The sequence below is a fragment of the Bacillus mojavensis genome (assembly GCF_012648005.1).
Classification (GTDB): domain Bacteria; phylum Bacillota; class Bacilli; order Bacillales; family Bacillaceae; genus Bacillus; species Bacillus mojavensis.
This window is the reverse complement of record NZ_CP051464.1, coordinates 311,264-326,421: the sequence shown is the minus strand read 5'-3', so window position 1 is coordinate 326,421 and position 15,158 is coordinate 311,264. Positions and strand designations below refer to the sequence as shown.

General features: G+C 46.2%; 12 protein-coding genes. 2 read left to right on the top strand and 10 right to left on the bottom strand.

Annotation, left to right across the window (positions count from 1 at the left end):
• Window positions 1-57: 57 nt before the first annotated feature.
• Window positions 58-1,596: a multidrug efflux MFS transporter Bmr3 gene (bmr3, locus tag HC660_RS01750; protein ID WP_010332945.1), complete on the top strand. Its 1,539-nt coding sequence runs from the start codon at window positions 58-60 to the stop codon at window positions 1,594-1,596.
• A 39-nt stretch (window positions 1,597-1,635) separates the two neighbouring features.
• On the opposite strand, the gene HC660_RS01745 is transcribed toward bmr3, so the two are convergent.
• The 4 genes from HC660_RS01745 to HC660_RS01730 form a co-directional block, all read right to left on the bottom strand.
• Window positions 1,636-3,261 carry an L-lactate permease gene (locus tag HC660_RS01745; protein WP_168746882.1) on the bottom strand — a complete coding sequence of 542 codons (1,626 nt, stop codon included), beginning with the start codon at window positions 3,259-3,261 and terminating at the stop codon, window positions 1,636-1,638.
• Between the two features lie 31 nt (window positions 3,262-3,292).
• Window positions 3,293-4,258: an L-lactate dehydrogenase gene (locus HC660_RS01740; protein ID WP_168746881.1), complete on the bottom strand. Its 966-nt coding sequence runs from the start codon at window positions 4,256-4,258 to the stop codon at window positions 3,293-3,295.
• 135 nt (window positions 4,259-4,393) lie between these two features.
• Complete coding sequence (locus tag HC660_RS01735; protein ID WP_168746880.1) at window positions 4,394-4,885, bottom strand: DUF6773 family protein; 492 nt, start codon at window positions 4,883-4,885, stop codon at window positions 4,394-4,396.
• A gap of 115 nt (window positions 4,886-5,000) precedes the next feature.
• Window positions 5,001-6,434 (bottom strand): YfcC family protein, encoded by a 1,434-nt coding sequence (locus tag HC660_RS01730; protein WP_168746879.1) that lies wholly within the window; start codon window positions 6,432-6,434, stop codon window positions 5,001-5,003.
• A gap of 126 nt (window positions 6,435-6,560) precedes the next feature.
• Here HC660_RS01730 and HC660_RS01725 point away from each other — a divergent pair, with 126 nt between their 5' ends.
• Window positions 6,561-7,712 carry a M20 peptidase aminoacylase family protein gene (locus HC660_RS01725; protein ID WP_168746878.1) on the top strand — a complete coding sequence of 384 codons (1,152 nt, stop codon included), beginning with the start codon at window positions 6,561-6,563 and terminating at the stop codon, window positions 7,710-7,712.
• A gap of 37 nt (window positions 7,713-7,749) precedes the next feature.
• On the opposite strand, the gene HC660_RS01720 is transcribed toward HC660_RS01725, so the two are convergent.
• The 6 genes from HC660_RS01720 to HC660_RS01695 form a co-directional block, all read right to left on the bottom strand.
• The gene (locus tag HC660_RS01720) at window positions 7,750-8,631 is read right to left on the bottom strand and encodes a glycine betaine ABC transporter substrate-binding protein (RefSeq protein WP_010332939.1); all 882 of its coding nucleotides are present in this window, start codon (window positions 8,629-8,631) and stop codon (window positions 7,750-7,752) included.
• A complete protein-coding gene (opuAB, locus tag HC660_RS01715) occupies window positions 8,631-9,479 on the bottom strand; it encodes a glycine/proline betaine ABC transporter permease subunit OpuAB (RefSeq protein WP_010332937.1) in 849 nt (282 codons plus the stop codon). Before opuAB ends, HC660_RS01720 begins: the two co-directional genes overlap by 1 nt.
• 1 nt (window position 9,480) lies before the next feature.
• Window positions 9,481-10,737: a glycine/proline betaine ABC transporter ATP-binding protein OpuAA gene (opuAA, locus tag HC660_RS01710; RefSeq protein ID WP_010332936.1), complete on the bottom strand. Its 1,257-nt coding sequence runs from the start codon at window positions 10,735-10,737 to the stop codon at window positions 9,481-9,483.
• 355 nt (window positions 10,738-11,092) lie between these two features.
• Window positions 11,093-12,295 carry a niacin permease NiaP gene (gene niaP / locus HC660_RS01705; protein WP_168746877.1) on the bottom strand — a complete coding sequence of 401 codons (1,203 nt, stop codon included), beginning with the start codon at window positions 12,293-12,295 and terminating at the stop codon, window positions 11,093-11,095.
• Window positions 12,296-12,416: 121 nt separating this feature from the next.
• The gene (locus tag HC660_RS01700; RefSeq protein WP_010332934.1) at window positions 12,417-13,508 is read right to left on the bottom strand and encodes a toxic anion resistance protein; all 1,092 of its coding nucleotides are present in this window, start codon (window positions 13,506-13,508) and stop codon (window positions 12,417-12,419) included.
• Window positions 13,509-13,523: 15 nt separating this feature from the next.
• A complete protein-coding gene (locus HC660_RS01695) occupies window positions 13,524-15,137 on the bottom strand; it encodes a YceG family protein (protein WP_168746876.1) in 1,614 nt (537 codons plus the stop codon).
• Window positions 15,138-15,158 lie beyond the last annotated feature (21 nt).

Genomic DNA, 15,158 nt, shown 5'->3' with positions numbered 1-15,158 from the left:
TCAAACTATTATCATGATATCAAACCTTACTTAAAAAAGGTAGAGGAGGTAGAATAAATGGATACAACAGCCGCAAAAAATCCTTCCACTAAATTTGTGGTTCTTGGTCTTTTGCTGGGCATTTTAATGTCCGCGATGGACAATACAATTGTTGCCACCGCGATGGGCAGCATTGTAGCGGATCTTGGAAGCTTTGATAAATTCGCTTGGGTGACTGCATCCTATATGGTGGCAGTCATGGCTGGGATGCCGATTTACGGCAAGCTTTCCGATATGTACGGCCGAAAACGTTTTTTCCTGTTTGGACTTATTTTTTTCTTAATCGGTTCGGCATTATGCGGAATTGCACAAACCATGAACCAGCTAATCATCTACCGGGCCATTCAGGGGATTGGCGGCGGAGCGCTCCTGCCGATTGCCTTTACGATCATCTTTGATTTATTTCCGCCGGAAAAGCGCGGAAAAATGTCGGGCATGTTCGGCGCTGTATTTGGATTATCAAGTGTTCTCGGCCCGCTGTTAGGCGCTATTATCACAGACGCTATCAGCTGGCACTGGGTGTTTTACATCAACGTCCCTATCGGCGCACTGTCATTGTTTTTCATCATCCGCTATTACAAAGAATCGCTGGAGCATAAAAAGCAGAAAATTGATTGGGGCGGCGCAATTACTTTAGTCGTATCCATTGTGTGCCTGATGTTCGCACTTGAGCTCGGCGGCAAAACATACGACTGGAATTCGATACAAATCATTGGCCTGTTTATCATTTTCGCGGTTTTCTTTATTGCCTTTTTTATTGTGGAGAGAAAAGCGGAAGAACCGATTATCTCCTTCTGGATGTTTAAGAACCGCTTGTTTGCCACAGCGCAGATTCTCGCTTTTCTTTATGGCGGAACATTCATTATTTTAGCAGTGTTTATTCCGATTTTCGTACAGGCAGTATACGGCAGCTCAGCGACGAGCGCAGGCTTTATTCTGACACCGATGATGATCGGATCCGTGATCGGAAGTATGATCGGTGGAATCTTCCAAACGAAGGCAAGCTTCCGCAATCTCATGCTGATTTCCGTCACAGCTTTCTTTATCGGCATGCTGCTGCTTTCCAATATGACGCCGGACACAGCACGCGTATGGCTGACTGTCTTTATGATGATTTCAGGCTTCGGCGTAGGCTTTAACTTCTCGCTGCTCCCAGCAGCATCCATGAATGATTTAGAACCTCGTTTTCGGGGAACGGCCAACTCCACCAATTCATTTTTGCGATCATTCGGCATGACGCTCGGTGTCACGATTTTCGGCACGGTTCAGACAAACGTGTTCACAAACCAGCTAAGCGACGCCTTCAGCGGGATGAAAGGCTCCGCCGGCTCAGGCGCGCCACAGAATATCGGTGATCCGCAAGCGATTTTCCAAGCCGGCACACGATCACAGATCCCTGCTGCAATTCTGAACCGGATCATCGACGCCATGTCCTCAAGCATCACATATGTCTTTTTACTTGCTTTGATTCCAATTGTTCTCGCGGCGATTACCGTTTTGTTTATGGGAAAAACAAGAGTCAAAACAACTGAGGAAATGACGAAGAAAGCAAATTAATGAAAAAGCAGTACACCCTGGGTGTACTGCTTTTTTCTATTAAACACCTAATCTTGCTAGAATAAATGTCCATATGCAGATGATCAATAGCAGAATCAGGCTGTACGCTACTGTCCGTTTAAACAGCTTTGATTCCTTCCCTGTCTGGCCGACCGCGGCAGCGGCAATGGCGATAGATTGCGGAGAAACGAGCTTCGCCATTACCCCGCCCGCCGTATTTGCGGCTAACAGCAAATCAGAACCGGCCCCGATCTGCGCACCGGTGACGACCTGCAGGTGACCGAACAGCGCATTATTGCTGACAACTGAGCCAGTAATGAACACGCCGATCCAGCCGAGAACAGGACTGACAAACGGGAACAAATCGCCTGTTTTCGCCAGTGCCAGCCCGATGGAAGAGCTAAGCCCCGCGAAGTTGGCCAGATTGGCAAACGCCATCACAAAGCAGATCGTGACAATTGGCATCCACAGTTCCTTCCCCGTCTCCTTCAAGCAACTGAAACCATCCCGATAAGAGAAATTTTTGCTGAACAGTCCCGTAACAATGACCGCCGCTAAAATCGCTGTACCGGTCGCTGACAGCAGATCAACTTTAAAGACTGCATCTAACGGCATGGCAGATGGTACAATTGGTGGCATCTTCATAATTTGCTGATGCAGAAAAGGCATTTTCAAAAGAAGCGTTGTTTGATACAACAGTCCGCCTTCTTGGAAAAGCGCTTTGAAGGCAGGAAGGCTCCAGATGGTAATCGCCGCGGTTAAAATGTAGAAAGGTGACCACGCCTTGGCAATGTCTGCCGCGCTGTATCTTTTTTTCTCACTAGCTTCTCCGGCTCCCTGCTCACGGTAAATCTGTTTCGGCTGCCACTTACGCAGGAAGAGCGCTAGCCCGCCCATACTGAACAGCGCCGCCAAAATGTTAGCTAATTCCGGTCCGAGCACAGCCATTGTCAGCGTCTGAACCGCTGTATACAGTCCGCTGACAACCAGCAAGGCAGGCCAGGTTTGTTTGATCCCCTTCATCCGGTCTAATATGAACACGAGTAAAAACGGAATCAGAAATGTAATGATCGGCAGTGTCCAGATCAATGCCCGTGACAATTCAAGAGCAGACAAGTTTCCAATTTGCGCGCCTGTAATCACCGGTATCCCGATCGCGCCGAAGGCTCCAGAGGCAGCGTTCGCAATTAAGCAGAGCGCAGCCGCCTTTAACGGTTTAAAGCCAAGTTCGACGAGCAGCGCCGCACTGATTGCAATCGGAACACCAAAGCCGGCCGCACCTTCCAAAAATGCGTTAAAACAAAAACCGATTAATAATAGCTGTAATCTTTGGTCAGGCGAGATGCCGGCAATGCTGGAACGAATAATGGTAAACTTCCCGGTTTTCACAGCGATTTTATAGAGCCACACTGCCATCAGGACAATGTAGCCGATCGGCCACAAACCGCTTCCGATGCCTAATAAAACAGAAGAAACGGCTTTTTCAACCGGCATATGAAATGCCAAAACGGCAACCAAAAAGCTGACGGCTAGGGTAAGAAATGCCGCAAGAATGCCTTTCATCTTAAAAACGGTTAAAGCTAAGAGAAAAAAGAGAATCGGAGTGAGCGCCACAAGTGCGCTCACATACTCGTTTCCAAACGGATCATACAACTGCTCCCACATTGACAATCAGCCCTTTACTCTATAGTTGCGATTAGTTGACCTTTTGTTCTGCAAAATGAGGTTTTAAAATATTTTTAAGGACGTCTGCGCTGTGAAGGAACTGTTCTTTTTCTTTCTCATTTAAGTTCAGCTCAGTGATGCCTGCGATACCTCCGCGGTTTACGACAGCCGGAACGCCGATGTATACGTCATCTGCGCCGTATTGTCCCTCCAAATAGGTGCTGACAGTTAAAATGCTGTTTTCATTATGAAGAATGGCTTTTGTAATGCGGGCAAGGCTCATCGCAACACCATAATAAGTCGCACCTTTTTTCTCAATGATATGGTAAGCGGCGTTTTTCACGTCATCTACGATCTGGTCTAGCTCCTCTTGTTTGTACGCATCGTTTTTCTCAACGAGTTCACCGACAGGCACACCGCCGACATTTGCGTGGCTCCAGACAGGAAGCTCAGTATCGCCGTGTTCACCGATAATATGCGCGTGCACGTTTTGAGGCGCTGCGCCAAAGTATTCGCTCAGCATGTAACGGAATCTCGCAGAATCAAGTGTTGTACCGCTTCCGATCACTCGCTCTTTTGGCAGGCCGCTGAATTTCCATGTTGCATAAGTCAGGATATCAACCGGATTTGTCGCGATTAAGAAAATGCCGTCAAATCCGCTCGCCATGACTTCACTGACAATTCCTTTGAAGATCTTTAAGTTCTTTTCTACTAATTCAAGGCGTGTCTCACCAGGCTTTTGGTTTGCTCCGGCGCAAATGCAGACAATATCAGCATCCTTGCAGTCTTCATATGTTCCGAAAGATGTTTTGACCGGATGCGGCGCAAACGCCTTTCCGTGGTTTAAATCCATTACATCGCCCATTGCTTTTTCTTTATTTAAATCAATGACCACAAGTTCATCTGTGATCCCTTGGTTAATTAACGCAAATGCATAACTGCTTCCAACAAAACCCGCTCCGATTAAAGCTACTTTATTTACATGTTTATTCATCATTAATCATCCTTCCAGGGTATGTTTTTCTTCGATGACTGTTTGTGAAGTATTTCACATTTATATTGTGCAACATTTCACAAACTTTTGCAAGAGAAAAGATTTGTCTGATTTATGAACAAAAAAAGAAACCATCCTCTATGATGATTTCTTCTTAGACTCCTTTTTTACCGATCTTCTGTAAGACAGCTTCACGATCCCGAATCGTAGCAGAAACAGAACGCCGCCGCAGACGATAAATAAGAGAAACATTTTCAGCCAAGCGAAGAATGTATGGGGAATCCCCCTGTCATACATCGTAAGCACCACTACCGCAAAGGCGACAGCTATTGATTCTGTGAACTGCTGCTTCACCCGTTTATGCAGTTCTTTCTCGGTGTCTATTCTCGGCATCAGCATTCCAGAAGCAGATGCCCTGATGCAGTAATATAAGATGATAATGAACAAAAACACAAGGCTCGCGACCCATTCTTTAAACGGAAATTCAAACATAATGCCGCGGATGATCACATCCAGCAGCGCAATCGCCCCGGCTAACATGCCGATCTCCGACCAGATTTTTTGTTCTTTTTCTTTTACTCTCTTATTTTTCCCATTCACGCCTGAAAGTCTGTTATGCAGATTATTCATGACCTTCCTCCCGCACTTTTACGAATGGCTTATGGCTTACATGTTACAATAACAGCCTGCGCTTCTGCAACGAATAAATGAAAAGCCCGCCGTACAAGCCGGCGGGCAGCAATGTTTAATACGGCCCCCAATTGATCAAGACACCGATACAAATAAACACAAGCCCGATTAAGAACCAAATCAGAGCGAGCGGCAGCATAAACCGAAGCCACTTGACGTACGGAATTCCGCTGGCGGCAAGCACTGCCATCAAAACGCCGGACGTCGGGTTCACACAGTTGACAACCCCTTCTCCAAGCATAACCGCTTCCACCGCGACCTGTCTCGTGATTCCCATCAAATCAGCGAGCGGTGCCAAAATCGGAATGAACACAACCGCTTCGCCCGATCCTGAAGAGATGAGAAAATGAAGCAAAGCACTGGCGATATACATGCCGATTGCGCCGGCCATCGGACTGAATCCGTCCAACACCGAAGCCAAAGCATTGACGACTGTATCCAGCAGCTTTCCATTTTCAAGAATGACAGAAATGCTCCGCGCCATCCCGACAATCAGCGCACCGTATACTAGACTCTGACAGCCGGTAATAAAAGTTTTGGCAATATCGTTTGCCGCAAGTCCTCCAATGAATCCGGCAAGGACCGAAATAAAAATAAATGTCGCAGCCATTTGGGAATCTGACCAGCCAAGCTTCAATGCGCCGTACAAAAATCCGATCAGTGACAAACCCGCGACTCCCAAAATCAGCTTATGGCGAACGGTAAAGGGGACAGACTTATCTTCTTCTTGATTCGCATCGCTCAATCCTGCCGCCGGGAACCAGTTTGTGCCTAGCACGCTGGCATCCTTTGATTTCTTTAATTTTCTTGTATACCAATAGATATAAATGATAGAAGACAGCAAAAAGCATATGTATATGACCACACGAAGGCCGATCCCCGAAAACAGAGGCAGCTCCGCAATCGATTGCGATAAGCCAAGCGGGGACGGTGATAAAACGGTAGAGTTAAACCCGGCATAGCAGCCTATATAAATAACAGCTGCACCCGCGACCGCGTCCCATTTTAAGGAGCGTGCGACAATAAGGCCGATGGGGATAAATCCGATCACTGAGTTCACGACAATTCCGGTCGTTCCAAGAACAGAAAACAACGCACCGACAATACAAATAAATAATAATTGCTTTGTGCGGAACTTGCTGATGACATTGTAAATCAGTCCGTTGATGGCACCTGTTTTTTCTAAAATAGCGATCGTGCCGCCTGTGAATAAAATCAGAAAAATAATAGGGGCTGAGCCGACCATCCCATCCTGAAGAGAAGTGAAAAAGCTGATCAGGCTGACCGGAGACTGTTCAATTGAATGGTAGCTTCCCGGCACCGCAGTGGTAACCTCTCCCTTCGTCACACGGTCAAATTCTCCCGCCGGCACAATATACGAAGCAACGGCGCACATGAAAGCGATGATAAATAAGAGGACATAGGCGTCAGGCATGTTAAAGGCGGTACGTTTTTTCTTCGGCTGTGTTTCGGCTGCTGGCATACTCATATTTCGATCCATCCCCTCTTTTTAGAAAATACCTATTATTCTGAAAAATATAAATATGTGCTATATTATAAACAGCCTATCTACCTGTTTCAATATAAAAAAAGGAAAGAAGGAGGTTTTTCTCCCATGCAAAAACTCTCAGAAGAAATGAAACAAACCGTAATGGACATCTTTGAACATCTTCACGCCAATCCAGAAGTCAGCTGGAAAGAATATGAGACAACTGCATTTCTTAAACAAAAACTCGAAGATGCAGGGTGCCGCACGCGCACGTTTTCAGATTGCACCGGAGTTGTCGGTGAAATGGGCTCGGGTTCGCCTGTTGTAGCTGTCCGTGCTGACATTGATGCATTATGGCAGGAGGTCAACGGCACATTTCGCGCCAATCATTCCTGCGGACATGATTCGCATATGACAATGGCTTTAGGTACGTTAATGCTGCTGAAAAAACAGCCGCAGCTTCCGAGCGGAACGATCCGTTTTATCTTTCAGCCCGCAGAAGAAAAAGGCGGCGGCGCTCTAAAAATGATAGAAGAAGGCGTGCTTGATGACGTCGACTATTTGTATGGCGTCCACGTCCGTCCAATTCAGGAAACCCAAAACGGACGCTGCGCCCCATCCATTCTGCACGGGTCAAGCCAGCACATCGAAGGCACAATCATTGGAGAGGAAGCTCATGGCGCGCGGCCGCACCTTGGCAAAAACAGCATCGAAATCGCGGCATTCCTCGTCCATAAGCTGGGACTGATTCACATCGATCCGAAAATTCCGCACACAGTCAAAATGACAAAGCTTCAAGCCGGCGGCGACAGCTCCAACATCATTCCCGGAAAAGCGACCTTCAGCCTTGACCTGCGGGCGCAAACAAATGAAGCCATGGAGACGCTGATCGCAGAAACAGAAAGAGCCTGCGAAGCGGCTGCCGCGGCATTCGATGCGACAATTGAACTTCACAAAGAACACAGCCTTCCGGCAGCAACGCAAAATAAAGAAGCTGAAGGCATTATGGCTGAAGCGATCACAGACGTTATCGGAGCTGATCAGCTCGATAAACCGCTTGTCACAACCGGCGGTGAAGACTTTCATTTTTATGCCGTGAAAGTGCCGAATCTTAAAACGACCATGCTTGGCCTCGGCTGCGGACTTCAGCCAGGACTCCATCACCCGCATATGACCTTTGACAGAAACGCGATGTTTACCGGGATTCACATTTTAGCAAACGCTGTGTTAAAAACGTTCCAAAAAGCCGATACACTCGCATCAGCCAATGCTTCTTAAATCAAAAAAGCAGCCTGCGAACAGGCTGCTTTCTTCATTATTTCTTCAGATCTTCAATTGAGTTGACGTTTTTCATATATTGAGGCACAACAAGACCCATCTTCACGCCAGTTATACTGACGCCTACATCATCATATTTGCCTTTATATTTGACAGCGTATGGTTTATGGGTATTCGGCAGCCATGCGGAAAGGGATGCGTCCGCGCTTCCCGTCGCAATCGCCGTCCACATCGGACCAGCTTCTACCTGAGTGAGTTTCACGTCATAGCCCAAGTCTTCTAAGACTTTGCCCATAACGTTTGTACTTGCAATCTCACTGTCCCACGCCACATAGGCAAGGTTGATTTTGTCTCCCTTCACCTTTTGCACGCCTTTGGTCCACTCCGCGATTTGATCCTTGTGCTTCTTCACATAATCAGCAGCGGCTTTGGAAGGTTTCTCGCCTTCTTCCACCTTGATCATCACTTCACCCATGTCGTCTTGCGTCCATTTAAACTGGCTCAGAAGCTTAACGGCATTCGGCTGTTCTTTGCTGAAGCCTTTTCTGGTGATCGTATGAATCTCCTCAGCACTGCCGTAAGTTTTTTTCGGATCATCAAGATATTTTAATTTATATCTGGAGAACATCCAGTGCGGAGTCCATCCTGTGATAATAATTGGTTTCTTCCGGTCGTATGACTTTTTGAGCGTAGCAGTCATAGCAGCGCTTGACGATGAAATCAGTGTCCAGTCGTTCAGGTTATAATCCTTCAACGCTTGATCAGTCAGGCTCATAATACCTGAACCGGGGTCAATCCCGATGATCGTTTTGTTCACCTGTTCAGCCGCGGACGCATTTTCGTCGTTTTCTGATCCGCAAGCCGCAAGTGAGAGTGCAAGCATGGCGGAAACACCGATACCGATGATTTTTTTAAACATCAGGCATTCCCCCTGCTTTTCTTCTTCACTTTAATATTTTGTGTAATACGGTCGAGCGTAATCGCAACGATAACGATAGCGATACCTGCTTCTACACCGACCCCTGTTTTCAGCTGTGTAACGGCGCTGTATACTTCTGAACCTAGCCCAGGCGCACCGACCATTGCTGCGATAACAACCATTGATAATGCAAGCATGATACTTTGGTTGATCCCGGCAAGAATGGTTTTTGTTGCAAGCGGAAGCTGAACCTTAATCAAACGCTGAGCTGTTGTAGAACCAAACGCTTCAGTTGCTTCAATCAGATCCGCAGGCACTTGTTTAATACCGAGAACCGTCATACGGATTGTCGGCGGCATTGCGAAGATAACAGACGCAACAACACCCGGCACAACACCGATATTAAAGAAGAAAATTGCCGGCAAAAGATATACGAAAGCAGGCATTGTCTGCATTAAATCAAGGATAGGCGTTACGATACGGCGAACCGTTTCTTTCTGAGATGCCCAAATTCCGATCGGCACACCGACCACAATTGAAATAATGACGGACGTGACAACCAGCGCTAACGTTTGCAGCATTGGGTCCCAATATCCTAAATAGTCAATAACGAGAAAGCCAATTAAAGTAAACAGCGCAATTCCTCTCGTACTGATCCACCATGCAAGAGCTGCGAAAATAATCGTTAACAAAATAGAAGGAATAAATCCAAGCCCGGTTACAATCCCGTTTACAAAAATGGCCAAGCCATTTGCGATTCCATCGAGGAATCCGCCAAACGTTATCGTAATCCAGTCAACAAAACGGTCAATGATGTCTGCTAAAGGTATTCTAGGCAGTCTATCCAATTTACTTCACCTCCCGTACAGAAGGATCTTGTGTTTGCTCAGCAGTGCCTTCAACATTGATATAATCGTTATTGCCTGCAAGTGCGCCAATCAGCGCGCCTCTTACGACAATCCCTTTCATTCTTTGCTTTTCATCTACAACCGCAATTGGAATATTCGCGTCAGAAACAACGTCAAAAATCTCAGTCAGATACGTATTCTCTGGTACAGTCGTAAATTCCTTATTCAAGATATCCTGAAGGGATAAATCAGACTCGGCTGCTTTTTTCGCATCAGCCGCATAAATGACACCTAACAATTGTTTTTGTTTATCGACTGCATAAATAGATGAAATCCCTAGGTTTTTCATCAGTGTTAATGCAACGCGCGGCCCTTTATCAATCCGCACCGTTTCAGCGCGCTTCATAATGTGGCCGGCAGTTAATACTTTAGACAAATCAACGTCCTCAACGAATTTCTCAACATATTCGTTGGATGGATTCATGAGGATTTCTTCCGGCGTGCCGATTTGAACGATGTTTCCGTCCTTCATCAGCGCGATTCTGTCGCCGATGCGAAGCGCTTCATCCAGGTCGTGCGTAATAAAAATAATCGTTTTTCCGACATTATCATGCAGATCCAAAAGCTCATCCTGCATGTCTTTACGGATTAATGGATCAAGCGCACTAAACGCTTCGTCCATCAGAAGGATGTCCGGATTATTCGTCAAAGCGCGGGCAAGGCCGACACGCTGCTGCATCCCGCCCGAAAGCTGGTCAGGGTATTGGTGTTCAAATCCTTCAAGTCCGACAAGTTTAAGCGACTCAAGCGCTTTTTGCTGGCGCTCCTGTTTGTCTACACCTTGAAGCTCCAGTCCGTATTCTGTGTTTTCAAGTATCGTTCTGTGCGGGAACAAAGCGAACTTTTGGAAGACCATACTGATTTTTTTCCGGCGGACTTCCCGGAGCTGGTCTTTAGACATATTTGTTATCATGTCACCATCAATGTAAATGTTTCCGGCAGTCGGTTCAATAAGCCGGTTTAACAGCCGTACTAAAGTTGATTTACCGCTCCCTGATAGACCCATGATGACAAATATCTCACCATCATATACATCAAAATCTGCTTGGTTAACCCCAACGGTTGATCCGGTTGCTTTCAGGATCTCTTTTTTATTTTTTCCGTCGGCAAGCATTTGAACTGCTTTCTTGGTTTGTTTCCCAAAAATCTTAGAGACTTTCTCGACTTTTATCTTAATCGGTTTCTCATCTACACTCATATTTTCCCTCCATATTAAGCAATCTTTATTACCGTAACACTTATGTAACAACACACACAAACCGCATATTCTCTTTTATTCTGTACCATTTCATGATAAACATCCCTGTGACCCCAAGACCTTAATTATGCTTCTAAATACTCTGTAATCCTCCTTTATTATTATATTTTACAGGTAAAATTAAGCCTTTTTTATTGAAAACGCTTTTATTAAATCGAAAATCCTTCTTCCTCTTATGACTTCAAGCTCCTTTACTGGAAAAATAAGTTGCTTTTTCAAATCAAACAAGCAGAAAAAACAAACCGCAAGCTGCCGGTTTCCATGTAAAAAGCACCTCATGATGAGGTGCTTTTGTTTATTCAAGCTCAGTTTGTTTCGTTTCTTTCCCCATAATCAAAATACACACGACCGCCAGTAAAATGGCAATGCAAAAGATCGAAAAAATCACTGAAAACGAAATATGGCGGGCGGCGAGTGTTCCGACGAGCAGCGGGCCGAAAATGCCGCCGATTCTTCCAAACGCTGCTGTGGTTCCTGATCCTGTCGCGCGAATCGCTGTTGGGTATTGCTCCGGTGTATAGGCATACAGCACGCCCCACGCGCCCAGATTAAAAAAGGATAACAGCATTCCAGCCGTCAGCAGCAGACCTAAGGAATCTGCCGTTCCGAAGAAATACGCGCTTCCCGCTGTTCCGATCAAATAAATGACCAGTATCCATTTCCGGCCCGCCTTTTCGATCAGCCACGCAGCCGAAAAATAGCCCGGAAGCTGAGCAAGCGTCATCAGCAGAACATATTCAAAGCTTTGAATCATACTGAATCCTTTTAACAGCATCACACTCGGCAGCCATAAAAACATGCCATAATAAGAAAAGACAACGCAGAACCAGACGATCGACAGCATCACCGTCGGCCGTACATACTGTTTCGCCCAAACGCTTTTAACGCTCTCCCAAACCGATTTCTTTTTCATAGAAAGCGATTCGTACTTCGGCGAATCAGGCAATCCTGTCCGCAAGTACAGCGCATAAAATGCCGACAGTGCGGTTAAAAGCAAAGCCGCCTGCCAGCCGAAGCTTGGAATGACAAAATAGGAAATAAGCGCGGCTGCCAGCCAGCCCACAGCCCAAAAGCTTTCGAGAAGCACAATGACCCGGCCCCGTTTTTCAGGCACAACCGCTTCCGAAACAAGCGTTGAAGCGACAGGCAGTTCGCCGCCAAGTCCCATCCCAATTACAAAACGCAGAATGAGAAATGCCGATAAGCTTGTGACGAAAGCTGATATCCCGCTTCCGATTGAAAAGCATAAAAGGGTAATGATAAATACTTTTTTACGGCCGATTCGATCAGCCAGCAATCCAAACAAAAACGCACCCACAGCCATGCCGATGGAATTCACGCTTCCGATCCATTTCATTTCCTCGGGCGAAAGATTCCACTCCACGTGGAGCGCGGCGATAATAAACGATAATATTCCGACATCCATTGCATCAAACAGCCACCCTAAACCGGCGACACCCAGCAGCTTACGCTGGGATATAGGCTGTTGTTTTCCCATAGCCAACACCTCTGATATGCAAAATGATTACCGTTTAAGTTTACACCTGTCTTTACACATTGTCATTACCTAATTGATGTCAATCAAAAACCCCGCTTATGATTCACAAGCGGGGATCTTTTTATTGCTGTAATGCTGCTTTTTTAATATTATCCTGCAGCTGGGCAATTCGTCTTGCGCCCTCTTCCCGGAGGCGTTTGTTTTCTTCTTCGATTTGTTTTGTTTCCTGCATGCCGCTGACAATCGTGTTCCAAGAGGATTCGATCGTTTCTATATCAATGCTCGGTCTGCCGGCCATTCTGGCAATTTCAACACTCTGATTCGAGATGTTCTCCGCATTGCGTTTCAGCATCTCGTTTGTCCGGCGGTCAAGCTCGCTCATAGAGTCAGCCACAAGCTTTTGGCGTTTCACTGTAACGGCCTGAATAATGCCGTTTTTGAAAATCGGAATCGTGATAATAAAAGCAGAGTTGATCTTGCCGATCAGCTTAGCATTACCGCGCTGAAGGAGACGGATCTGCGGTGCGGTTTGAAGCGCCACCATTCGCGCCATATCAAGATCATAAACACGTTCCTCAAGTGCCTGAATGCCGTTGCGCAGCGTATCAAGCTGCATTTGCGCAAGCTGGTTTCCGCTTGCCGCTTTTTCTTCATAGGAAGGAAGGATTGACTGCATCTCTTCCAGCTTCATTTGACCGGCAACAACGTATTTTTCAAGCTCCATGTAATAGTTGATATTGTTTTCATACATTTCATCTAGCGTGTAGTTTGTTTTTGTCATCTCATCTTTATACTTGGAAATCTCAACGTTGATTTTTTCAATTTCTCCGCCAAGCGTCTGATACTTTTTAAAGATTTTCTCAATCATGCTGCCGCCGCGTTTAAAGATTTTGGCCATCAGTCCCTTGGGTTCGTCAAAATCATTTTTGTCAAAGCGGTCCATGATTTTTCCAAGCTGAGTCAGCATCGTGCCTGAATCTGTCACGCTTGTTGTTTTCATCATCCCCAAGATGCGGTCAGAGAACTTGGAAATTTCAACAGCCGGCTCCTTTCCGTACTCCAGCAGCTCCATTTGGTTTTTCACGTCAATTTGCTGGGCGAGGCGCTGCACCTCTGGTTCCTGGCGGAGCTGCAGGCGGATATCGTCTGCCTTTTGCTGAGAAATTTCTTCGTTTTTATCGAGAACAAGCGGATTTTGATTTTCTGTTGTCATGCTTTTCTTCTCTCCTTACTTTTGGGTAATCGTTCTGAACAGCCTTTTCACGAGCGAGGGCTCTTTATAGTCCTGCTGAAACACCATGTCGTCCAGCCAGTGAATATCATACTGATCCTCTTCGATATAATGCTCAATGTCTTGATGTCCGGGAGGATTATAAATGACGATATCAATGCCGATTTCATTCAAAAACAGCAGGGCTGCGGCGTCTGATCGTGTGAGCTCACCGTTCATTTCCGTATGATACAGCACCAGTTTCGGAACGGTCTGCGCATAGTCGAACATTTGAATCAATTTCAGCAGGTTAGCGGGAAGGTTTGTTGTTTGTTTAAACAAGTAGATCTGAACATCCTTGACCTGTTCCTGATGCAATGCCTTCAGCCGCGGGTGTCTGCACATTCTCGAGATCGTTTTGGCGATCGCGGTCTGAATGCCTGCCGGAAGCTGTTTGTACTGCCATACATTGCTTGCGATCAGCTTTTCCGGATCAATGTTTCCTTCATGATCAAGCGCGTGGCTGTAATGAAATTGATAGTTCGATCTGATTTCTTCTGTAAGCGGAAAGCTTCGAACCATTTCTGTTTCCGGATAATCCGCCATTGTATGAAGTCTGTTCCAATATTCTTTGTTGTCCTTCGACACGCCCATAATTTTGGCAAACACATTCGGAATGTCGATCGAGTGTTTATCGGCTTTAAAATTCGGGCGAATAAACGCACGTTCTTTCGCAATTAAAAACAGTTCATCATAGGTCGTTTTCAGCGTCACGGAAACCGGTGTGTGATCTCTGAACTGCCAAGGCTTGTACAGCATGGATTCCTCGTGATTCAGCACATGCTCAAATTCCTTTGTCGATCGATACGCCACCGTTGATTTACGGTCAGGTTTTTCTTTCGGGAATGGCTGAAGGTCTGAGACATCCGGAAGCTTTTCCGTGAAGCTTAGCTCCTGCTTAGGATCAACGAGCGTCAGCTGATCGGTTCCCGCGGGATGGAACAATAGGACATCACAGCCGACAAGCATCAAGTAATATAAGAAATACAGCTGACTTTTCGTCGCGTCTCCATACCAGACCACCTTCGGCATCTCCCGCTCTATATCGGCTTTTTCCAGCCAAGGATTCAGGTGGTTCAAGGAAAACTTTGAAACATCAAGAAGCACTCTGCGAAAATCAGGGTGATTCAGTCCCTGCTCATGATTTTCGGCAAAGGTATGTAACAGCGTCATCAGTGCTTTTCTTATATGGCGGTGCAACATGGGATTGGAATGCTTCGCAATCAGCTGTTCCCCGTCCAGAAAGGCGACAAAGCGGCTGACCGAAAGGCCTTTTTCCTGCTGATTGATGGAATGAATATGCTGAAGCGCCTGAAATGTTTCGGGAGCAATTGTTTTATCAAGCGTTTCGCTCAGGACATAAATATGATCGTTTACAGAAAGATCATACAGCTCGTTAAAGTAGTCGGTCTCATCAATGGGCGTGCCCAGTATTTGCCCGGCAAGCCGCGAAAAAGAAAGACCTTGTTCATTCTCATAGTGATCCCGCTCCGGCAATGGCTGAAACAGCATACTTTTCCAATCGCCATGAGCCGGAACAGCTTTATGGATAGTTAACTCTTCTTGTCTCATCATATCCTCCTTTCTGGTTTT